The organism is Iodidimonas muriae (assembly GCF_014647255.1).
Taxonomy (GTDB): domain Bacteria; phylum Pseudomonadota; class Alphaproteobacteria; order Sphingomonadales; family Rhodothalassiaceae; genus Iodidimonas; species Iodidimonas muriae.
This window is the reverse complement of the sequence record NZ_BMOV01000012.1, coordinates 1-20,135: the sequence shown is the minus strand read 5'-3', so window position 1 is coordinate 20,135 and position 20,135 is coordinate 1. Positions and strand designations below refer to the sequence as shown.

The 20,135-nt window shown below is 55.2% G+C and carries 19 protein-coding genes; 14 read left to right on the top strand and 5 right to left on the bottom strand.

What is annotated here, in order from left to right:
- Positions 1-30: 30 nt before the first annotated feature.
- Positions 31-855: a nucleotidyltransferase family protein gene (locus IEX96_RS12885; protein ID WP_188874048.1), complete on the bottom strand. Its 825-nt coding sequence runs from the start codon at positions 853-855 to the stop codon at positions 31-33.
- Positions 856-1,113: 258 nt separating this feature from the next.
- Here IEX96_RS12885 and IEX96_RS12880 point away from each other — a divergent pair, with 258 nt between their 5' ends.
- From IEX96_RS12880 to leuD, 4 genes are all read left to right on the top strand, one after another.
- Entirely contained in the window at positions 1,114-2,295 is a 1,182-nt protein-coding gene (locus tag IEX96_RS12880; RefSeq protein WP_150006362.1) for a hypothetical protein, read from the top strand.
- Positions 2,292-3,041: a glycosyltransferase family 2 protein gene (locus IEX96_RS12875; RefSeq protein ID WP_150006363.1), complete on the top strand. Its 750-nt coding sequence runs from the start codon at positions 2,292-2,294 to the stop codon at positions 3,039-3,041. Before IEX96_RS12880 ends, IEX96_RS12875 begins: the two co-directional genes overlap by 4 nt.
- A 136-nt stretch (positions 3,042-3,177) precedes the next feature.
- Entirely contained in the window at positions 3,178-4,608 is a 1,431-nt protein-coding gene (gene leuC / locus IEX96_RS12870) for a 3-isopropylmalate dehydratase large subunit (protein WP_188874047.1), read from the top strand.
- A complete protein-coding gene (leuD, locus tag IEX96_RS12865; protein WP_150006375.1) occupies positions 4,608-5,219 on the top strand; it encodes a 3-isopropylmalate dehydratase small subunit in 612 nt (203 codons plus the stop codon). Before leuC ends, leuD begins: the two co-directional genes overlap by 1 nt.
- A gap of 9 nt (positions 5,220-5,228) precedes the next feature.
- On the opposite strand, the gene alc is transcribed toward leuD, so the two are convergent.
- Genes alc through puuE form a run of 3 tightly spaced genes read right to left on the bottom strand, consistent with a single transcriptional unit; the run spans position 5,229 to position 7,683 of the window.
- Entirely contained in the window at positions 5,229-6,239 is a 1,011-nt protein-coding gene (gene alc, locus IEX96_RS12860) for an allantoicase (RefSeq protein WP_150006364.1), read from the bottom strand.
- Positions 6,240-6,259: 20 nt separating this feature from the next.
- On the bottom strand, positions 6,260-6,778 hold the full coding sequence (uraD, locus tag IEX96_RS12855; RefSeq protein ID WP_150006365.1) for a 2-oxo-4-hydroxy-4-carboxy-5-ureidoimidazoline decarboxylase: 519 nt from the start codon (positions 6,776-6,778) through the stop codon (positions 6,260-6,262).
- On the bottom strand, positions 6,775-7,683 hold the full coding sequence (puuE, locus tag IEX96_RS12850) for an allantoinase PuuE (RefSeq protein WP_150006376.1): 909 nt from the start codon (positions 7,681-7,683) through the stop codon (positions 6,775-6,777). The genes uraD and puuE overlap by 4 nt, the downstream gene beginning before the upstream one ends.
- 207 nt (positions 7,684-7,890) lie before the next feature.
- On the opposite strand from puuE, the gene uraH reads away from it, so the two are divergent.
- From uraH to guaD, 7 genes are read left to right on the top strand one after another with little or no spacing between them, the layout of a single operon-like run.
- A complete protein-coding gene (uraH, locus tag IEX96_RS12845; protein ID WP_150006366.1) occupies positions 7,891-8,244 on the top strand; it encodes a hydroxyisourate hydrolase in 354 nt (117 codons plus the stop codon).
- A 3-nt stretch (positions 8,245-8,247) separates the two neighbouring features.
- On the top strand, positions 8,248-9,720 hold the full coding sequence (gene xdhA, locus IEX96_RS12840) for a xanthine dehydrogenase small subunit (RefSeq protein ID WP_150006367.1): 1,473 nt from the start codon (positions 8,248-8,250) through the stop codon (positions 9,718-9,720).
- A complete protein-coding gene (gene xdhB / locus IEX96_RS12835) occupies positions 9,713-12,067 on the top strand; it encodes a xanthine dehydrogenase molybdopterin binding subunit (RefSeq protein WP_188874046.1) in 2,355 nt (784 codons plus the stop codon). Before xdhA ends, xdhB begins: the two co-directional genes overlap by 8 nt.
- Entirely contained in the window at positions 12,060-13,076 is a 1,017-nt protein-coding gene (gene xdhC / locus IEX96_RS12830) for a xanthine dehydrogenase accessory protein XdhC (RefSeq protein WP_188874045.1), read from the top strand. Before xdhB ends, xdhC begins: the two co-directional genes overlap by 8 nt.
- Complete coding sequence (locus tag IEX96_RS12825) at positions 13,076-14,293, top strand: urate hydroxylase PuuD (RefSeq protein WP_150006369.1); 1,218 nt, start codon at positions 13,076-13,078, stop codon at positions 14,291-14,293. The genes xdhC and IEX96_RS12825 overlap by 1 nt, the downstream gene beginning before the upstream one ends.
- Positions 14,293-14,817: an ureidoglycolate lyase gene (locus tag IEX96_RS12820; RefSeq protein WP_150006370.1), complete on the top strand. Its 525-nt coding sequence runs from the start codon at positions 14,293-14,295 to the stop codon at positions 14,815-14,817. The genes IEX96_RS12825 and IEX96_RS12820 overlap by 1 nt, the downstream gene beginning before the upstream one ends.
- A complete protein-coding gene (gene guaD / locus IEX96_RS12815) occupies positions 14,814-16,136 on the top strand; it encodes a guanine deaminase (protein WP_150006371.1) in 1,323 nt (440 codons plus the stop codon). Before IEX96_RS12820 ends, guaD begins: the two co-directional genes overlap by 4 nt.
- Here guaD and IEX96_RS12810 read toward each other — a convergent pair.
- The gene (locus IEX96_RS12810) at positions 16,118-16,945 is read right to left on the bottom strand and encodes a phytanoyl-CoA dioxygenase family protein (protein ID WP_150006372.1); all 828 of its coding nucleotides are present in this window, start codon (positions 16,943-16,945) and stop codon (positions 16,118-16,120) included. The genes guaD and IEX96_RS12810 overlap by 19 nt on opposite strands.
- Before the next feature lie 111 nt (positions 16,946-17,056).
- Here IEX96_RS12810 and IEX96_RS12805 point away from each other — a divergent pair, with 111 nt between their 5' ends.
- From IEX96_RS12805 to IEX96_RS14135, 3 genes are all read left to right on the top strand, one after another.
- Positions 17,057-18,475: an amidohydrolase gene (locus tag IEX96_RS12805; protein ID WP_150006373.1), complete on the top strand. Its 1,419-nt coding sequence runs from the start codon at positions 17,057-17,059 to the stop codon at positions 18,473-18,475.
- Positions 18,465-19,499, top strand: coding sequence for an adenosine deaminase (gene add / locus IEX96_RS12800; RefSeq protein WP_229773738.1), 1,035 nt, complete (start codon positions 18,465-18,467; stop codon positions 19,497-19,499). The genes IEX96_RS12805 and add overlap by 11 nt, the downstream gene beginning before the upstream one ends.
- A gap of 241 nt (positions 19,500-19,740) precedes the next feature.
- Positions 19,741-20,112, top strand: a complete 372-nt coding sequence (locus IEX96_RS14135; protein ID WP_229773737.1) for a Plug domain-containing protein — start codon at positions 19,741-19,743, stop codon at positions 20,110-20,112.
- Positions 20,113-20,135 lie beyond the last annotated feature (23 nt).

Here is a 20,135-nt window from a genome sequence, read left to right as displayed (position 1 = left end):
GGATGGACGTTCCTTGGAGGAAAAGGCCGCTTATTGAGCGGCCTTTTGGCGTTTTAACAGAATGTCTTCGCTCAGTTTGAAGCTGGCGGCATTATCCACATCGATGGGCGCAAAGGCATAAGGCACGATAATCGGCTCAGCCGTGGTGCCAAAGCGGCGGCCCACATGCATCAGAAAGTCCGCGGCGGTTTTAAGCCGCATTTTGTAATAAAGGAAAGAAGCAAAACCGAACGCCTTGATCAGTCGGGCATGTTTTTTGCCAAATTGGCCGCCGCCCCGAAAGGCCTCTGCCGAAGCCAGTGCCTGCTTGTCGCGCAGCATATACAAATTGCAGTTGGAATAGGCCCCTTCGCTAAAGCGATGATAGGCAAGGGGCGCATCGGGATAATCGTCTTTCACCATTTTTTCAGGGGTGATGCCAACGCCGATGCTGCTTGTGCTATTGCGGCAGCTTTCGCAAAAATCGCGCAACAATTGCGGCGTGTGCAAGGAATTGTCGCCGGTGGTGATCACCATGGGGAAGGGCGCATCCATCGCCTTGGCTGCGGCCATAACACTGTCGGCCAATGTGCCTTCACTTTGAACAAAGGCAATGCGGCCTTCGTCCATCCACGCTTTCAAGCGCGCCGTAGAATGTAACAGCTCTTCTTGTTCGATGGAGACCAGAACCGTGCGGAATTGCTGGCTTTCGAGCAAGGTGTCGATTACCCGTTCCAGCATGACCTGGCCTGCAATGTCCACGAAACATTTATGTGATTTTTGTTGAAGGCGGGCAACGGGATCGTCCGGGCCGCGGCGGCTGGCGGCCAGAACAAGAGCAGTAAAAGGCTGGGCGGGCGCGGTTTTGTGAGGCATGTCGGGCTTTCCGTGGCGATTGATTTGGCTGGGCTTTGAACTGCTGCTTGCTTGTCGCTCTGTCAACAGATATTTGTCATGGTGATTCTCCAAGATCGGAAGGGGTGCTCACATAGAATTGGGCGCATTGCCCTTTTTCCGCCATGTTTGGGTGGCTGTTGTCCTTCATTCTTGGAGACAATATGAATGGGCGTATTTGCTGATGCGCTTCGATGGGGGCTCTGCGTCCCTGTATCATTTAGAGGTGTCTGAAACCGGATGACGATGCGCACGCACCATAACGCCACGCAAAAACATGCGCTTTATGCCTTGCCGGACCATGAGGTGGTGGAGGTCTTGCTGCCCCGTGCCGTGGAACGGCATGTGGCGGTGGAAGAGGCCGCGCGTCTGATCCGCACATATACCGGTCTTGTGCCACTGGCCATTGATCCCCGTGGGGAAGGCCGGGTGATATGGGGCGATCTGGGTGTCCATCCCTTCCGGGAATGGCAATATATCTTCACCATCCAGCATTTGGCAGCGCAGGAAAGCATTGGCGATGCGTTTTCAACGCCGATAGACATTCTCGACCATGAAGAGTTGTTTGCTGACAGTCTTTATCCTTCCGGCTTTATTCACCATATCTCTCGTTGCGGATCAACGCTGACCGCCAAAGCATTGGCACGGCCCAATGGCCATATGATGATTAGTCAGGGCGGGCCGTTGCAGCGTGGTTTTTGGGCCCATATCACCAAAGACTGGACCCGACCCGCCGAACCGGACGAAAAAACCCTGCGGCGATTGCGCACACTTGTCTTGGCCATGACACGCCCCAGATGTGGTGACGAGCACCGGGCCTTTGTGAAGTTTATCAGCTGGAATGTGGTTTATGTGGATCTGATCGCCGCGGCCTTTCCTGATGTCCCGGCGCTTTTTCTGTATCGTGATCCCGTTGAGGTGATTGCTTCCGTTAAACGCGATACCACTGCCGCCCTTCTGACAAGAGGCACAGATCAAGGCGCTTTTTTAACCGGTTTACCCCGTGAAAAAGGCGCAGAATTGAGTGATGTGGACTATCTGACAGCGTGCTATGCACGATATTTTGAAGTGGTTGAAGATGCAAAATGCAATCTTTCTCTTGTGAATTATAGGGATTTGGGTCCACACAGCTTCACGAGAGTTGCTGAACAGGGGTTAGATTTATGTTTAAAGGAAGACGACCGTCTAGCCATGCTTGAACAGTTCCGCTATCACTCTAAGGACGATAGTAATTCCAGCACTTTTTCAGATGACCGTGCGGCCAAGCAGGCTGCGCTCTCTGAAGACGAGCGTGCGCGGATTGAAGAAACCTGCGCAGACTTGATCGCACGACTCGACCATTCGAAGCGAAACCTTTTCGCTAAAAACGCCCCGTTTGGGGGGGACGATTCTCAGAAGACTTTTGCGAGACAGCACCAATGAAATCTTTATCATCGCCGGGCCTCTTGTCCGTTATTATCCCTAATTACAATTACGGTCGCTTCATCGCTGAAACGATCGCAAGTGTGTTCCGTCAGGACTATGGCTCTATCGAGCTGGTGGTCGTTGACGATGGGAGCACGGATCATTCTTTGGAGGCCATCCGTGATGCCATAAAGCGCCCGAATTCGTTGTCCCGGATCGAAGTGGTGGAAATGCCCACCAATTCGGGCAAGTTGGCGGCGATGAATGCCGGCCTGAAATATTGCGTCGGTGAATATGTGATCGTGCTCGATGCGGATGATCTGCTGACGGATAGCTATGCCAGCCGATGCATTCACGAGCTGAATGAAGGCCGCAAGGAGGATCCGCAGCTTGGCTTCATTTATTCCAATTGCCAACTTGTGGATGAAAATGGGGCCGATATTGGCCGCGGCAAATCCACGGCCTTTGATCCCAGCCTGATCGAGCGTTTCAGCTTTATCCCTGAACCGGCGGTGACGCTGATGGCTGCGGTGATGGAAGCCAGCCCCTATGATGAAACGATCCGCAAGGGGACCAAGCATCATAAATGGCGGCGCATTATCGAGAATGGCTGGCGCGGCAAACATATTGCCGAACCTTTGTTCTCTTACCGGATGCATGGCCAGAATTTGTCTGGCATCGGCAGCCGTGTGATTGACGAAATTGGTGGCGGCCATACGGGCGAGCGTCTTCTATCGGGTTATTGGCCAACCCAGACCCGGTAACGCACGATCCTTATTGGACGAACAGATCTATGATTAAGGCGGGCGCTGATAAGGGCCCGCCTTTTTTGCATTGCAAAAGAATTTCCCACTCTTTAGGGAAAGATAATGTCTTTAATGCTGGATGCGGAGTATGTTCATGTCAAATCCTGAGACGCTTTATGACAAGATATGGCGCAGACATGAAGTGGCCAAATCGGATGACGGATCGGCGCTGATTTATATCGACCGCCATCTGGTGCATGAGGTGACCAGCCCACAAGCTTTTGAAAAGCTGGAGCTGGATGGGCGCAAAGTGCGTCGTCCCGATGCGGCTTTGGCGGTTCCCGATCATAATGTTCCCACAACGGACCGGTCGCAAAAGATTGCCGATCCCTTGTCGAAAAAGCAGATTGATCTTTTGCGTGACAATGTGAAGCGCTGGAACATCGAGCTGTATGACATGCTGGATAGCCGCCAAGGCATTGTGCATGTGATCGGGCCAGAGCAGGGCTTCACCCAGCCCGGGCTGACACTGGTGTGCGGCGACAGCCATACCTCTACCCATGGGGCGTTCGGTGCTTTGGCGTTTGGCATTGGAACGTCGGAGGTGGAGCATGTGCTGGTCACCCAGACGCTGACCTTGAAGAAATCCAGAAATATGCGGGTGACGGTCAATGGCATCTTGCCGAAAGGTGTGACGGCGAAGGATATGGCGCTGGCCATTATCGGCAAGATCGGCACGGCAGGGGCCACTGGGCATGTGATCGAATTTACGGGTGATGCCGTGCGCAGCCTAAGCATGGAAGGGCGCATGACCCTGTGCAATATGTCCATCGAGGCTGGTGGACGGGCCGGGTTGATTGCTCCGGACGAGACCACTTTTGCCTATCTCAAGGGCCGCCCCTTCACCCCGAAAGCCGGACAGTGGGAGCAAGCGCTGTCGGTATGGAAAACGCTGTATAGCGATGATGATGCCGTATTCGATAAAGATGTGACACTGGATGCGAGCGAGATCGAACCGCAGGTCACATGGGGCACCAGCCCTGAACAGGTGGCCCCCATCGGCGCGGTCATCCCCGATCCGACCATATTTGAAGATGCGGGCAAACAAGAGGCTGCCAGCCGTGCGCTGGCCTATATGGGGCTTCAGCCCGGTATGCCGCTTGAGAGCATTGCTGTGGATCATGTGTTTATCGGGTCATGCACCAATAGCCGGATCGAGGATCTGCGTGAGGCGGCCTCGGTGTTGCGCGGTAAAAAGATCGCATCTGGCATCAAGCAGGCATTGGTGGTGCCGGGATCGGGCCTTGTGAAGCATCAGGCAGAAGCGGAAGGGCTGGATAAAGTCTTTCTGGATGCGGGGTTCGAATGGCGGGAGCCGGGCTGTTCCATGTGCCTTGGCATGAATCCCGATAAAGTACCGCCGGGGGCCCGTTGTGCATCCACCTCGAACCGTAATTTTGTCGGACGACAAGGGCCGGGATCGCGCACGCATTTATTGTCCCCTGCTATGGCAGCGGCTGCGGCCATTACCGGCCATTTGACCGATATTCGAACCATTGCTCGTTTAGAAGAAGGGGCCGCATGATGGAGCCGTTTCAACGTGTAACGTCGATCCCCACACCGTTTTTGCGCGATAATGTGGATACGGATGTGATCATTCCGGCAGAATGGTTGAAAACCGTGTCGCGCAGTGGATTGGCCAAGGGGGCATTTTCCAGCATACGCACTTTGGAAAATGGCGATCCCGATCCGGAAAGCGTGTTTAACCAGCCGGCCTATAAAGACAGCCAAATTCTGGTGGCCGGGGATAATTTCGGCTGTGGCTCCAGCCGTGAACATGCAGCATGGGCTTTGGCGGATTTGGGCTATCGCTGTGTCATCGCACCGGATTTCGCGGATATTTTTGCGTCCAATGCCTTCAAGAACGGTATTCTTACCATCAGCCTGGATGCAGATATCGTGGCGGAACTGGCCGCCGAAGGCGAAGCGGGCCGGGCGCTTGTTGTCGATCTGGACGCGCAAACCGTTACCCGTGCTGATGGGCAATGCCATCCTTTCACCCTTGATCCATTCCGCAGGCGGTGCCTGCTGGAAGGGTTGGATGAGGTGGGGCTGACCTTGCAAAACCATGGCCCAGCCATTGCCGCCTTTGAAGAGCGGCAAAAGCTGGAAATGCCTTGGCTTTATCGGGGCTGAAGCGTTTTTTTACCCCTTAGTCTGGCCTTGTGCTGGCTTTCCGAACAAACGCAAGCGGCTGACCCCGCCATCGGGGATGATGTTCAGCCGCACATGGCTGATGGGGCCAAGCGCTGCCAGACCATCGCGGATACGTAATTCCGCATGGGCTTTTAATGTCTGCTCCTCTAGCAAAACCGGCCAGAATTGCGATTGCACAATGGCCAGTTCATCGGGGCTGTCGGGGCAATAAGCGGCCTGCAGGGAGAAACGGTCGGGGAAATTGCCTTTGAAATGGGCGGTGTCGATCAAGACCTCTTCAATGTCTCCGGGGCAGCCAAGGGCGAAGATGGCCCAATCATGGCCCGGCTCGCGCCGGCGCCGTGTTTCCCATCCATCGCCCATATTGATGCCGCGCCCCGGTGCAATCAGATTGTCGGGTTTGCCAAAATGCGCATCATTGGCTGCAATGGCCCGTCCGCCATGTGCAAGCGCCAGAAGGTCGATGCTTTCCCCGGCTGCCAGGCTTTGGGGATCAAATGCCACATGGCCATAAACCCGCAAGCGTGCCACCCCGCCATCGGGATAGATATTGAGCCGTATATGGCTGGCTTCCATGGCATCGGGCAGGGTGACCAGCAAGCGGTCATTGCCTTTCAGGGCTGTGATGGGAACCGCTTCACGCCACAGGGTATTGGCATCAGGATCACCACTTTCCCGCATACATAGATCAATGGAGGCCGCTGGCGGGAAATTGCCGGTGAAATGGCGGGTATCGATTTCAAAGGCTTTGACGATGCCTTTGTGACCAAGGCGGATAATGCACAGATCATGGCCCGCCGCACGTCGCCGCCGCGTTTCCCATCCATCCATCCATTTGCCATTGTCGTCATATTTTCCGGGAATGAACACCGGGTCATCAGGATCGATCAGGCGGGTCTTGTCGGCGAAGAAATCGTCACTGGCAAAGATGACTTCACTGCCAAGGCGTGGGCTTGCAAGATCGGTCCAGCGAGGATTTATGGAAAGCGTGTCTGTCATTGCTAAGATCCATTCAAGGGTCAAGCCGCCATGGCATTGAGGCGCAGGCGGGCGATTTTGTGAATTTCCGCAAGGGCGGTTTTGAATTCGGCCGCACTGTCTTGTTGCAGGCGGGTTTCAAAGGCTGCGAGAATGTCATCGGCCACAAGGCCCCGAACGGCAATCACAAAAGGGAAGCCAAAGCGGGATTGATAGGCATCATTCAGCTTTTGAAAGCGCGCGAACTGTGTTGGCGTCAAACGGTCCAGCCCCGCGCCCGTTTGTTCCGTTGTGGATTCTTTGGATAAATTTCCCGCAAGGGCGGCGCGTCCGGCCAGATCGGGATGCGCTTTGATAAGCGCCAGCTTTTGCGCGTGGCTCGCGGCTTCTACAGTGGCGTTCATGGCTTTATGGAGATCGGCAGGGCTATCCAGTGCGCCGCTGGCCGCCTTGGATGCCACGCCTTGGGCCACCCATGGGGAATGTTCATAAATGCCGCCAAAAGCCTTTATGAATGCATCGGTGGTTAATGCCGAAGGGCGGGGCGAAAGAACGCTCATGGGGCTGTCTCCCCGGTGGGGTTCGGGGCGGGGTGCATCTGTCTCCAATGGCGGGCGATATCAATGCGGCGGCACAGCCAGATATCGTCAAATCCGCGAATATAATCCAGAAAACGGCGCAAGGCGGCGATGCGTCCGGGCTTGCCAGCGATCCGGCAATGCAGCCCCACCGACAACATGCGCGGGGTATGCGCACCTTCTGCATAAAGCGTATCGAAGCTGTCTTTCAGATAGCTGAAAAACTGATCGCCACAGTTGAAGCCCTGCACCGTTGCAAAGCGCATATCGTTCACATCCAGCGTATAAGGAACAACCAGATGCGGTTTTCCCACGGGATAGGTCCAGAAAGGCAGGTCGTCATTATAATCATCGGCATCATATAAAAAGCCGCCATTTTCCGCCACCAAACGGCGGGTATTGGGGCCGGTGCGTCCGGTATACCAGCCAAGTGGCGGGGACCCTGTGAGACGGCGGTGGATTTCGATGGCCCGCTCCAGATGCTCGCGCTCTTGTTCTTCGGGCATCGTTTGATAATCGATCCAGCGATAGCCGTGAGAGCACAGCTCGTGCCCATCTTTTAGCGCGGCTTCCACCACGGCGGGATTGCGCTCCATGGCCATGGCCACCGCAAACAGCGTGAGGGGGATGTCATAGCTGCGAAACAGATCAAAAAGACGCCAGACACCGACACGGCTGCCATATTCATAAAGCGATTCCATGCTCATATGGCGGGCGTTTTCGATATGTGGGGCCGAAACGATCTCCGATAGAAACATTTCTGCTTCCCGGTCGCCATGCAATATGGTGCGTTCGCCGCCTTCTTCATAATTGAGCACGAACTGCACCGCCAAACGGGCTTTTCCCGGCCAGTTTGCCTGGGGTGGGGTGGGGCCATAGCCGATCATGTCACGAGGATAGGGCGCGTGCGTCACTGTGGGTGCCTCAAGGGTTGGATTTGGATGTGATTACTATATCCGTTTACGATATTGTGCCAAGTTGTAAACTTCTCAACGCAAAATTGCTAACAATTTGCCTTGCATTCATCCTCGACACGCCCGAAACTGGCAAGTCATAAGGAAAAAACCGACAATCAGACCGAAGAAAGGGCGGCAATGGCCGGCTTAACGACTCATATTCTGGATACCAGCCACGGCCAACCTGCAGCGGATGTAGCGCTTCGCCTATATCGCCGCTCGGATGCCGGTGATACGCTGCTTGTTGAAACGCGCACCAATTCCGATGGTCGCACCGATGCGCCGTTGCTTTCGGCGCAAGATATGAAATCCGGGCGTTATCGATTGACGTTCGATGTGGCGGCTTATTTCAAGGCACGCGGTGTTGTGCTGGCCGATCCACCATTTCTGGATGTGGTGTGCATCGATTTCGGTGTATCCGACAGCACGACCCATTATCATGTGCCTTTGCTTGTGTCGCCCTTTGGCTACAGCACCTATCGCGGAAGCTGATACATGTCTGATTCTATACGATTTTATCTGAACGGCACCTTGATCGAGCGGCCGGTGAGCGATAGCACGCAAAGTGTTTTGTCCGCTTTGCGTTATGGCATGCGTCTGACAGGCACCAAAGAAGGCTGTGCCGAAGGCGATTGCGGGGCCTGTACATTGGTGCTGGGCTCTTTGGAAGGTGACAAGCTGCGCTATCGGGCGGTCAATGCCTGTATTTTGTTCTTGCCTGAACTGGATGGCAAAGATGTTTATACGGTGGAAGGCTTGCGCCGTGCGGATGGCACCTTGCATCCTGTGCAGCAGGCCATGGTGGACCTTCATGCCTCGCAATGCGGCTTTTGCACCCCCGGCTTCGTGATGGCGCTTTATGCGCATTATTTGAATGGCGGCTCGTTCGAGCGTGCGGTGTTGAAAGATGTTGTGGCGGGTAATTTGTGCCGCTGTACCGGCTATGGGCCGATTTTGGATGCCGGAGAACGCATCGGCAAAGAAGCGTCAAGCGACCATGACCATCATGGCGCTGCCAAACGTTTGTCCGCTTTGAAGCGGGATGTTCCCCTGGATATTGTGGCCACATGCCCGATCAGCGGCAAACCCAAGCGCTATCAGGCCCCGCTCAGCAGCGATGAACTGGCACATATGCTGGTGGAAGCGCCTGATGCCGTGCTGTTGGCGGGCGGCACAGATGTGGGCTTGTGGGTCACCAAACAACATAAGCGGCTGGATCACGTCATCTCGCTGACCGCGGTGGAGGATCTGCGGTTCATACGAGAGCGCGACGGGTGGCTGGAAATCGGCGCGGGCGTGCGCCATAGCAATGCCATGGACCGGCTTGGAGCGCTTTATCCCGATTTGGGAGAGCTGCTGCGGCGTTTTGGTTCGGTGCAAGTGCGCAATTCCGGCACTTTGGGGGGGAATATCGCCAATGGCTCTCCCATCGGCGATAGCCCACCTCCGCTGATTGCCTTGGGCGCAAGAATTGTGCTGCGCCGGGGCGATGTGCGCCGTGAATTGGCCTTGGAAGATTTCTATATCGATTATGGCAAGCAAGACCGTCAGGCCGGTGAATTTCTGGAAAGCGTGCATGTGCCTTTGCCGATCGCGGACCGGATCTTCAAATGCTATAAAATTTCCAAACGCTTCGATCAGGATATTTCCGCCGTTTGTGCCGCCTTTTCTATACGCCTTGAAGGGGACCGGGTGTGCGAGGCGCGCATTGCCTTTGGTGGCATGGCGGCAACGCCCAAACGTGCCAGCCGCGCAGAATCCGCTTTGATGGGGCAAAAATTTACAGAGGCGACCATGCGTCAAGCCATGAAAAAACTGGCCGATGATTTTGCACCCATCACGGATATGCGTGCCAGTGCGGACTATCGCTTGAAGGTCGCGCAAAATCTTTTGTTAAAGGCATGGCTTGAAAGTGCAGGGGATGAAGGGCCATTGCGCCTTGTGGGGAAGGAGGCCGCGCATGTCTGATCAAAGCATGGCACCCGATACTGCATCCTTGTGCGACCCGATCCATGGTGGCGTGGCGCAGCCGATCACCCATGACAGCGCCCATAAGCATGTGGCCGGTGCGGCTTTTTATGTGGACGATCTGCCCGAACCACAGGACATGCTGCACCTTTATGCGGCGCAAAGCCCCCATGCCCATGCCCGCATCACATCCATGAATCTGGATGCCGTGCGCCAAGCCTCCGGTGTTGTCGCTGTGATCACGGCGGCGGATATTCCCGGCCATAACCAGATTGGCGCGGTGTTCAAGGATGAACCTTTGCTGGCCGACGGCGAAGTATTTTATAACGGCCATCCGGTGTTTGTGGTGGCCGCAAAGAGCATCGAGCAGGCTCGGGCTGCGGCCGCCCTTGCCAAGATCGATTATGAGGTGCTGCCCGCGATCCTTGGCATCAAGGATGCCCATGAAGCCCAATCCTATCTGGAACCGCCGCAAAGCATGGGGCGTGGTGATGTAAAAACCGCGCTAAACCGTGCGCCGCACCGTTTGTCGGGGCACTTGTCGGTCAATGGGCAGGATCATTTTTATCTGGAAGGTCAGGTATCTTTGGCCATTCCCGGTGAAGATGGGGATGTGCATGTATATTCCAGCACCCAGCATCCCAGCGAGCTTCAGCATCTGGTTGCGGAGGTGTTGGGCGTGGCCAGCCATTCGGTGACGGTGGAAGTGCGCCGTATGGGTGGCGGTTTTGGCGGCAAGGAAAGCCAGGCGGCGATTTTCGCAGCACTGGCAGCGGTGGCGGCCAAGCGCACCGGGCGGGCGGCGAAATTCCGTCTCGACCGGGATGACGATATGATCATCACCGGCAAACGGCACGAGGCGGAAATCGCTTATGATGTAAGCTTCGATACCGATGGCCGGATTGATGGTATTCGCTTTGAGCAGTTCATCAAATGCGGCTATGCGGCCGATCTGTCGCTGGCGGTATCGGACCGCGCCATGTTCCATGCGGACAATGCCTATTATCTGCCGAATGTGGAAATCAAATCGTTCCGCTGCCGTACCAATACAGTGTCTAACACGGCTTTTCGCGGATTTGGTGGCCCGCAAGGGGTGATCGGCATTGAACGGGTGATGGATGCCATTGCCTTGCATTTGGGCCTTGATGCCTTGCAGGTGCGGAAAGCCAATCTTTATGGCGGCCCGGGCCGGGATGTGACGCCTTATCATCAGCAGGTTACCGATAATGTGATCCCCGAAATCATTGGGGCGCTGGAAAAAGAGACGGACTATGCAAAGCGTCGGGCAGCGGTCAAGGCGTTCAACGCGGCCCATCGCTGGCAGAAAAAAGGCCTTGCCCTGACGCCGGTGAAGTTCGGCATTTCTTTTACCACCAAGCATCTCAATCAAGCGGGTGCGCTGGTCCATGTTTATAGCGATGGATCGGTGCATCTTAACCATGGCGGCACGGAAATGGGCCAGGGCCTGATGGTCAAGGTGGCGCAAGTGGTGGCCGAAGAGTTCCAGATCGATGTGGATCGGGTAAAAGTAACGGCCACCCATACCGGCAAGGTGCCTAACACCTCGGCCACGGCGGCATCATCGGGGTCTGATCTGAACGGTATGGCGGCACAGGCGGCGGCCCGTACCATCAAGGAACGGTTGGTTGATTTTATTGCCGAAAGCCGCGGGCTTCCCAAGGATCAAATTCGCTTTCAATCCAATAAAGTGTTTATTGGCAATGATTTCGTGACATTTGATGATCTGGTGCATGAGGCCTATTTGGCGCGCATCTCCTTGTCGTCCACCGGATTTTATAAAACCCCCGACATCCATTATGACCGCGACAGCCATACGGGCAGACCTTTTTATTATTTTGCTTATGGCGCGGCACTGTCTGAAGTGGTGATTGATGTTCTCACGGGCGAAAGCCGGGTTCTGGCGGTGGATATTTTGCATGATGTGGGCCGGTCGCTCAATCCGGCGGTGGATCTGGGGCAAATCGAAGGCGGCTTTATTCAGGGCATGGGATGGCTGACCACGGAAGAACTGGTTAGCGATGCTGAGGGGCGGCTGCGCACCCATGCGCCTTCGACCTATAAAATTCCGGTGGCCAGCGATCGTCCGGATGCGTTTAATATCACGCTGTTTTCCAATACCAATCGGGAAGCCACCATTCATCGGTCCAAAGCTGTAGGGGAGCCGCCCTTCATGCTGGCGGTATCGGTGCATTCCGCTCTTTTGGATGCGGTGGCAAGCCTTGGCGATGGAACGCAGCTTCCGCCATTGGATGCGCCCGCAACGCCGGAAGCGATCCTACGGGCGGTAGAGGCGGTTACCGCACAAAATGAGAGGGGCGATGGCTGACTGGCTGACCGCATTGGCTGCACAGCATTTGGTGCAGCACCGGGCGGTGATGGTAAGCGTGGTGGCAAGTTACGGCTCTGCCCCGCGTGAACCCGGAGCGCGGATGGTTGTGACGATGGAGGCTGTCAGTGGCACCATTGGCGGTGGCGCATTGGAATATCAAGCCATTGCCGATGCAAAGGCTTTGTTGCAATCGGGCGGTGCTGCTTTTGTCCGCGATTATGCCTTGGGGCCGAAGCTGGATCAGTGTTGCGGCGGCCGCGTGATGGTGCTGTTCGACCTTTTCACACCCGATGAAGCACACACGATAAAAGCCGCACAGGGGGATGGTTCTACCCATCTGATTACGAAGCTGGGCTGTGATGCCCCCCATATTTATTGCCAGCCCGATGATGCCAAAGCACTGGTGAAGGCTGGCAAGGTGGTGGCCTTGCTGGATAAGGCAGGTAAACCGCATGGGGACATGCGGGTGGATGTCGCCGATGTGGGGGCTGTGGTGCAGGTATTGGGATCGCCTTATGCGCCGCTTTATATGTTTGGTGCGGGCCATGTGGGCCGGGCGGTGGCGCGGATATTGAGCACCTTGCCTTTTGATGTGACATGGATCGACAGCCGGGCCGAGGCGTTTCCTCCCAGTCCCATCGAAGGGGTCAGGCGCTTGGTGACGCAAGATCCCGTGGCTGTGGTAGAAAGCGCCCCGAAAGATGCCTTGTATCTGGTGTTCACACATTCCCATCCATTGGATTTCGATATCACCGCCGCAATCTTGAAACGGGGCGATGCCGCCTATTGCGGATTGATCGGTTCGGAAACGAAACGATCAAGATTTTTAAAAAGGTTCCGCGATGATGTGGGCCTTGATGAAACACAAATCGGTCGCCTGACCTGCCCCATAGGACTGGGCGGTCCTCAAGGCAAAGAACCGGAAGTGATTGCCATTGCCGTGGCGGCCGAACTTTTGGATATGGTTCGGTCTTTGAGCCCGATAACTGAGGAAAATGCGCTGTGATGAGTATTGATTGGGCAAGCTGGATCGGCCTTGCCATCAGGTGGCTGCACTTGATTACGGGCATCGCCTGGATCGGATCGTCTTTTTATTTCGTGTGGCTGGATAATAATTTGCGCAAAGGCCCCGCCACCAAAGAAGGCGAGGCGGGCGAATTATGGGCCGTGCATGGTGGTGGATTTTACCACAACAAGAAATATCTGGTGGCACCGGATGATCTTCCCGATCATCTGCACTGGTTCAAATATGAAGCCTATTTCACCTGGATAAGCGGGTTCTTGCTTTTGGGTGTGGTCTATTATTATGGGGCGGAGCTTTATTTGATCGACCGCACCAAAGCCGATCTTAGCCAAATGGAAGCCATTGGCCTTGGCCTTGGCTCGTTGGCGGTAAGCTGGCTGGTCTATAATGGCTTGTGCAAATCTCCGCTGGGCAAGAACAACCGGCTTCTGGGCATTTTGTGGTTTGGGATTTTGACGGCCGCCGCCTATGGCTTGTCCCAGATTTTTTCGGGCCGGGGGGCCTATATCCATGTGGGGGCGATGGTGGGGTCGGCCATGGTGGCCAATGTGTTCTTCATCATCATTCCCAATCAGAAAAAAGCCGTGAAAGCCATGCTGGCGGGCAAGCGCCCCGATCCGGCTTTGGGCATCGCCGCCAAGCAGCGATCCCTGCACAATAATTACATGACGCTGCCGGTGCTGTTCATCATGGTGTCCAACCATTATCCCATGACCTTTTCCAACCCTTATGGCTGGGCGGTTTTGGCGGGCATTGCCCTTTCAGGGATTGCGATCCGGCATTTCTTCAATCTGCGTCATCGGGGCGAGGTAAAGACCGGGCTGATCTTTCTGGGAGTGTTGATTTTTGTGCTGACCATGATCTTCGCTGCCGATATGCAGCACCGTCAATCGCAGGCGCTGGCGCCCAAAAATGCGGTCACCTATGCGGATGTGGCTCCGCTTATCTCGAAGCACTGTGCGGCCTGTCATGCGGCACAGCCCACACATGAATATTTCGATGTGGCTCCATCCGGTGTGATGCTGGAAACAAAGGCGCAGATCCAGCAATATGCGGACCGGGTGCGGGCCCAGGCCGTGGATGCAGATATGATGCCCTTGGGGAATGAAACCGGCATGACAATGGAAGAACGCGCGATATTGGGGGCGTGGATCAATAGCCTTGATGCGGAAAAAGCGGCCAATGGGGCAGGGCAGTGATGTCGAGCCGCATTCTTCCCCTGCAACCGCTGACAGCGGCGGCCTTCGCCCCTTATGGCGATGTGATCGACTGTGCGTCGGCCAAGGAGGCGCTCTCGATCAATGAAGGCCATACCACACGCTTTCATGATCTGGCGGCTTTGGATCTGGGGCGTGAAGGCGGGCTTCCTTTGATCAGTATTTTCCGCTCCACACCAAAAGCCCGGCCCTTACGCTTGGAGCTGATGGAACGTCACCCCCTTGGCAGTCAGGCATTTTATCCCTTGAGCGGCAATCCATATCTGGTGGTGGTGGCCCCCAAAGGGCCGTTCGACCAAAAGGCGATGGTGGCCTTTTTGGCCCGTCCGGACCAAGGGGTGAATTATCATGCGGGTACATGGCATCATTATTCGCTGGCTTTGGGCGGCGTGAGCGATTTTCTGGTGATCGACCGGGGAGGACCAAAAGACGCTGCCGGTGCCAATCTGGATGAAGTGCGCCTTGACCCGGCGATGACCATTGATCTGGAAGAGGCAGAGCTATGAATGCATCCGCCCATCGTGGTGAGATTTTCACCCTGACAGACGATCCGGCCAAGGGGGCCGGGGCTGCGGTCTATCATGCCGATGGTGTGCTGGTCATTGAAGACGGCCTCATCACCGCTTGCGGTGCGTGGGACAGCCTGGGCCCGACATTATCGCCCGATATGCCGGTTACCCATCACAAAAACGGCGTGATGGTGCCGGGCTTTGTGGATGCGCATGTGCATTTCCCGCAATTGTCGATGATCGCCAGCCCCGGCAAGCAACTGATGGATTGGCTGAAAAGCTATACCTTCCCTGCAGAAGAATCTTTTGCCGACCCGGAATATTGCAAGGCGGCTGCACCGGTGTTTTTGGATGCGTTATTGGCGCATGGCACCACCTCGGCTCTGGTTTTTGCCAGTGTGCATGAACAATCGGTAGAGGCTTTGTTTGAAGCTGCCTATGCCCGCAATATGCGCTTGGTGGCGGGTAAAGTGTTGATGGATCGGGATGCGCCGGATGCCTTGTTGGAGCCAGCAGAGGAAGGCTACCAAAAAAGCAAGGCGCTGATCGAGCGCTGGCACGGAAAAGGACGGCTTGGCTATGCGGTGACACCGCGTTTTGCACCGACTTGCAGCAAGGAAAGCCTGCAAAGCGCAGGCCGTTTATTGGCTGAATATCCCGATATTCTTTTGCAAACGCATCTGTCGGAAAACCATGCGGAAATCGCCAGGGTCGCTGAATTGTTCCCCGAAGCGGATGATTATCTGGATGTTTATGAGCAAAGCGGCATGGTGGGGGACCGTTCGGTTTTTGCCCATTGCGTGCATCTGGATGAGGGGGCTTTATCGCGGCTGGCCAAGGCCCGTTCCAGCATTGCCTTTTGCCCCAGTTCGAACCTGTTTTTGGGCAGCGGCCTGATGGATTATGAAGCCGCGCGCAAGGCAGGGATTGAAATCGGCTTGGGCAGTGATGTGGGGGCGGGAACCAGCCTGTCGCTGCTTGCCACCATGTCCGAGGCTTATAAGGTCGCCCATATAAAAGGCACGGTGATTGCCGCCGAACAGGCCTTTTATCATGCCACATTGGGCGGCGCGCGCGCCCTTCATATGGCGGATCGGGTGGGCAGTTTGAAGCCCGGTATGGAAGCGGATTTTCTGGTGCTTGATTATGCGGCAACGCCGGTGATTGCCGGACGCATGGCCGTGGCCCGTGATTTCATGGAACGTTTGTTCGTTTTGATGATGCTGGGCGACGATCGGGCCGTGCGTCATGTCTATCTGGCGGGCAAGCCCGTTGCGGGCCATGCCTTTGCGGCAACTCAACAGGCGGCGCCATGAGACAGGATTGGCATATTCAGCACGGGATCGTTCTTGATGCTGCGCGTGCCGTCTTCTTTGATGAAGGCCAGTCCGTCTGGCATCAGTTGAATGATCAATGCTTTCCGGATGCTGGATGTGGTATTGGCCCCGGTTTTATGCGGGGTAAGCGAGGAAAACACCACCATGTCCCCCGCCTTCGCCGGAACACAGACCGCCGTTTTTTCCATAAGCGGGGCCGTGGCCCCACGCAACTGGATGCCATCGGGCGTGCTGTCATGGATCAAGGTGCCGTGTTTATGAAGGCCCGGCAGCACCCATGGACAGCCATTTTCCAAGGTGGCATCGGTCAGCGCCAGCCAGCAGGTGAGATAGGCTTGCGGATCTGTCAACGTATAGCCGTTATCCTGATGCCACGGAAATGTGCGCGCCTTTTCCGGCTTTTTATAAACCGCCTGATCCCAATAAAGCCGCACATCCGGGCCGATAAGATCATGGCCAAGGCCGCGAAAGACCGGGCTTTTTACCAAATCCCGCACCATATCGCTATGGGCCACCAGATTGCGCACAAAAGTGATGGCATCGGCCTTGTAGGTAAAGGAACGGTCGCCTTCCAAAGTGAGGGTGGTGTCCGTGATGCCGGCCTCAATGGGGTCGATCTGGGCGAGAAGTTTCTCTATCCATTGCGGGCTGATGGCTTTTTCCAAAAGAAAATAGCCATCCTGATTGAACTGTGCAATCTGGGCAGGCGAAGCTATGCGAAGGTCATTAGTGGGTTTGTTTTGCCATTCAAAGCCATAGGCGCGCGGATCGACTGTCAATTCAGGCATGTGGGCTCTCTGTTTTTAAAGAAAAAAGCCATGACGGCCTTTTCTCTGCCATATATCAAAGCCTATCCCACCGGCTTCACCGACAACAATTGAAAAAAAAGGATGAAAAATATGTCGCGACGTTTAAGCCTCATTGGACTGTGTCTCTCGATCGCTGCCCCTGTCTTGGCAGAGCCTGTCGATATCCTGATTACCGATGCCACCATCGTAACCATGGATGCCGAGCGGCGGGTGATTGAAAATGGAGCACTGGCCATCAAGGGGCGTGACATCGTGGCCATTGGCGGGGCTGATCTGGCAGCGTCTTATGAAGCGGATCATGTGATCAATGCCGGGGGCGACATTGTGATGCCGGGCATGATCAATCTGCACAATCATATTTCCATGGTGGCCTTTCGCGGGCTTGGTGAATATGAGGTGGAAAACCTGCTGTTCGATGTGATGTTCCCGCTCGAGAAAGAGCTGTTGAACCGCAATCTGATCCATGTGTCTGCCCGCCAATCAGCCATTGAACTGGCCATGGGCGGCGTGACCACATTTGCCGATATGTATTATCACGAGGATGAAGTGGCGCGGGCGACCAAAGAGGTGGGCTTGCGCGGCGTGCTGGGCGAAACGGTAATCGGCTTTCCCGTTGTCGATTCAGAAAAGCCTTATGGCGGCTTGGCTTATGCGGAAAAATTCATCCAGGATTTCAAGGATGATGATCTGATTACACCGGCCATTGCCCCCCATGCGCCTTATACGGTGGATAAAGAACATCTGTTGGCGGCAAGGGCCATTTCCGACAAATATGACGTGCCCATGCTGATGCATATGGTCGAGTTCCCCGATGAATATGAGATGGTGCTTGAGCGTCATCCCGATATGGCAAATGCCCGTTCCGAAATCGCTTATCTGGACGAGATCGGCTTTTTGAGCCCGCGCCTTTTGGCCAAGCATGTGATCCATCTGGATGATGCGGATATGGATCTTTTGAAAGAGCGCGGCGTGGGCGTTGCCCATAATCCCAAGGCCAATTCCAAGGCTGCCAGCGGCATTTCTCCCGCATGGGAAATGATGAAAAAAGGCGTCGATATCGGTCTTGGTACCGATGGTCCTATGAGCTCGAACCAGATGGATATCCTGACGGTGATGCATTATGTGGCCTCTGTCGCGCGGTTGCGGCTTCATGATGCCCGCCCTTATACGCCCCTTGAACTTGTGGAAATGGCCACCATTGGCGGCGCGCGCGCCCTTGATAAACAAGAGGATATCGGGTCTTTGGAGGCCGGAAAACGCGCCGATCTGATCATTATCGACCGGGATGCCCCCAATATGCAGCCGGGCTATGATGTCTATGCCGCCATTGCCTTTGGTGCTTATCCGGGCAATGTGCTGACCACCATCGTCAATGGCCAGCGGGTGATGGAAGACCGGACGATTCTTACCATCGATGTGGAAAGCCATGATGCCGAGTGGAACGCGGTAAAAGACCGGGTAAAAGCCTTCGCCGAAACCTTGGAGGGCGGCATTCGCAATGAGCGCTGATCTGCAGATGAGATCAGAGTTCACGCCGGAAAACGCCCAAAAACGACCGAAATCCTCCGTACCGATGGCGGAATTGCACTGCCATTTGGAAGGAACCGTATCGCCAGTTATGGCGATGCGGCTTGGGGCGCGGCATGGCATTGATCTGTCGGATACAATTGATGCGAATGGTCAGTATTCCTGGAAAAATTTTCAGGAATTCCTCAGTGCCTATGATCGGATGGCGGCGGCCATTTGCACGCCGGAAGATTATTATGACATCACCTATGATTATTACAGCAAGGTGGCGCAATCCGGAGTGATTTATGGGGAGAGTTTCGTCTCGCCCGATCATGCCCTGCAACACGGCATAGCCTATCGAACGCTGATCGATAGCGTATCGGCGGCGATGAAAGACGCCGAGCGCGATTTTGGCATTGTCTGCCGGATTATCCTGATTGCCGTGCGCCATTATGGGGTAGAAAAGGCGGAAAAGCTGGCGGATCTGGCCCATAAATATCCGCATCCCTTTGTTACCGGCTTCGGGATGGGAGGGGACGAACAGTTTTTGTGGCCCCATGATTTTTCCAAAGCCTATGCCATGGCCTCTGATGCGGGCTTGGGGCTGACCGCCCATGCCGGCGAGATCTGCGGACCGGAAAGAATCCGCGATACGCTTGAGTCATTGAAGCTGTCGCGTATTGGCCATGGGGTGCGGGCCATCGAGGATGACGCATTGATGGCTGAACTGCGTGATCGGGAGATTATTCTGGAGGTCTGCCCCGGTTCCAATATTGCATTGGGCGTTTATCCCGATCTGGCGGCCCATCCTTTGCGGGCATTGGTGGACAATGGTTTGCGTGTGACGCTCAGTTCCGATGATCCGCCTTTTTTCCATACGCATATGCAGCAGGAATATGAACAGGCGCAAAGCGTTCATGGTTTCAAGGATGCGGATCTGCTGCGGTTTACGCGCACGGCAATCGAAGGTGCTTTTTGCGATGCAGACACCAAGGAAAAGCTGTTGAGCAGGTTGAACGCCTGAAAATTTTTCTTTTGGGAGGCGATTTGTGTCTGGAACCATGAGAGGCCGTTATGGTTCGCCCATCCCATACTGGTGCCGTGCTGCAACAAATTGCTATAAAATGGACCGTAGAGTCAGGATTTTAATTAACAGCGCCGTGCGGATGGTGCACAACATCCGCCGATGTGAGGCTGGCAAATCCTGTGAAGTGTATTTGAGCGGCCAATTCAATGAAATCCCACCAGACAGAGTGGAGAAAGACATGAGTTTCGAAATGACATCCATGCGGACCAAATGGCTTGCTTGTGCAAGTCTTGCAGCCATTGCTGCCAGCAGTGTTGCCGCGCCGGCTTTCGCTCAGAGCCGTGATGAAAGCGGCGGTTTTGTTCTGGAAGAAATTATTGTTACGGCGCAAAAGCGCGAGCAGAGCCTGCAAGACGTTCCCAGTTCTGTCGCGGCGCTTGCCGGGGAAAAGCTCGATGTGCTGAACTCCGCCGGATCGGATATCCGGTTTTTGTCTGGCCGCATCCCCAGCCTGACCATTGAATCGTCTTTTGGCCGCACCTTTCCGCGTTTCTATATTCGCGGCCTAGGGTCAGGACCTATTAAATTCGGGGATTCCCATTTGTTGTAATACGTGATTCACCATGGCAAAGG

Coding starts and splice junctions, on each gene's coding strand:
- IEX96_RS12885 (WP_188874048.1), bottom strand. CDS start 855: ATGCCTCACAAAACCGCGCCCGCCCAGCCTTTTACTGCTCTTGTTCTG.
- IEX96_RS12880 (WP_150006362.1), top strand. CDS start 1,114: ATGACGATGCGCACGCACCATAACGCCACGCAAAAACATGCGCTTTAT.
- IEX96_RS12875 (WP_150006363.1), top strand. CDS start 2,292: ATGAAATCTTTATCATCGCCGGGCCTCTTGTCCGTTATTATCCCTAAT.
- leuC (WP_188874047.1), top strand. CDS start 3,178: ATGTCAAATCCTGAGACGCTTTATGACAAGATATGGCGCAGACATGAA.
- leuD (WP_150006375.1), top strand. CDS start 4,608: ATGGAGCCGTTTCAACGTGTAACGTCGATCCCCACACCGTTTTTGCGC.
- alc (WP_150006364.1), bottom strand. CDS start 6,239: ATGACAGACACGCTTTCCATAAATCCTCGCTGGACCGATCTTGCAAGC.
- uraD (WP_150006365.1), bottom strand. CDS start 6,778: ATGAGCGTTCTTTCGCCCCGCCCTTCGGCATTAACCACCGATGCATTC.
- puuE (WP_150006376.1), bottom strand. CDS start 7,683: ATGATCGGCTATGGCCCCACCCCACCCCAGGCAAACTGGCCGGGAAAA.
- uraH (WP_150006366.1), top strand. CDS start 7,891: ATGGCCGGCTTAACGACTCATATTCTGGATACCAGCCACGGCCAACCT.
- xdhA (WP_150006367.1), top strand. CDS start 8,248: ATGTCTGATTCTATACGATTTTATCTGAACGGCACCTTGATCGAGCGG.
- xdhB (WP_188874046.1), top strand. CDS start 9,713: ATGTCTGATCAAAGCATGGCACCCGATACTGCATCCTTGTGCGACCCG.
- xdhC (WP_188874045.1), top strand. CDS start 12,060: ATGGCTGACTGGCTGACCGCATTGGCTGCACAGCATTTGGTGCAGCAC.
- IEX96_RS12825 (WP_150006369.1), top strand. CDS start 13,076: ATGAGTATTGATTGGGCAAGCTGGATCGGCCTTGCCATCAGGTGGCTG.
- IEX96_RS12820 (WP_150006370.1), top strand. CDS start 14,293: ATGTCGAGCCGCATTCTTCCCCTGCAACCGCTGACAGCGGCGGCCTTC.
- guaD (WP_150006371.1), top strand. CDS start 14,814: ATGAATGCATCCGCCCATCGTGGTGAGATTTTCACCCTGACAGACGAT.
- IEX96_RS12810 (WP_150006372.1), bottom strand. CDS start 16,945: ATGCCTGAATTGACAGTCGATCCGCGCGCCTATGGCTTTGAATGGCAA.
- IEX96_RS12805 (WP_150006373.1), top strand. CDS start 17,057: ATGTCGCGACGTTTAAGCCTCATTGGACTGTGTCTCTCGATCGCTGCC.
- add (WP_229773738.1), top strand. CDS start 18,465: ATGAGCGCTGATCTGCAGATGAGATCAGAGTTCACGCCGGAAAACGCC.
- IEX96_RS14135 (WP_229773737.1), top strand. CDS start 19,741: ATGAGTTTCGAAATGACATCCATGCGGACCAAATGGCTTGCTTGTGCA.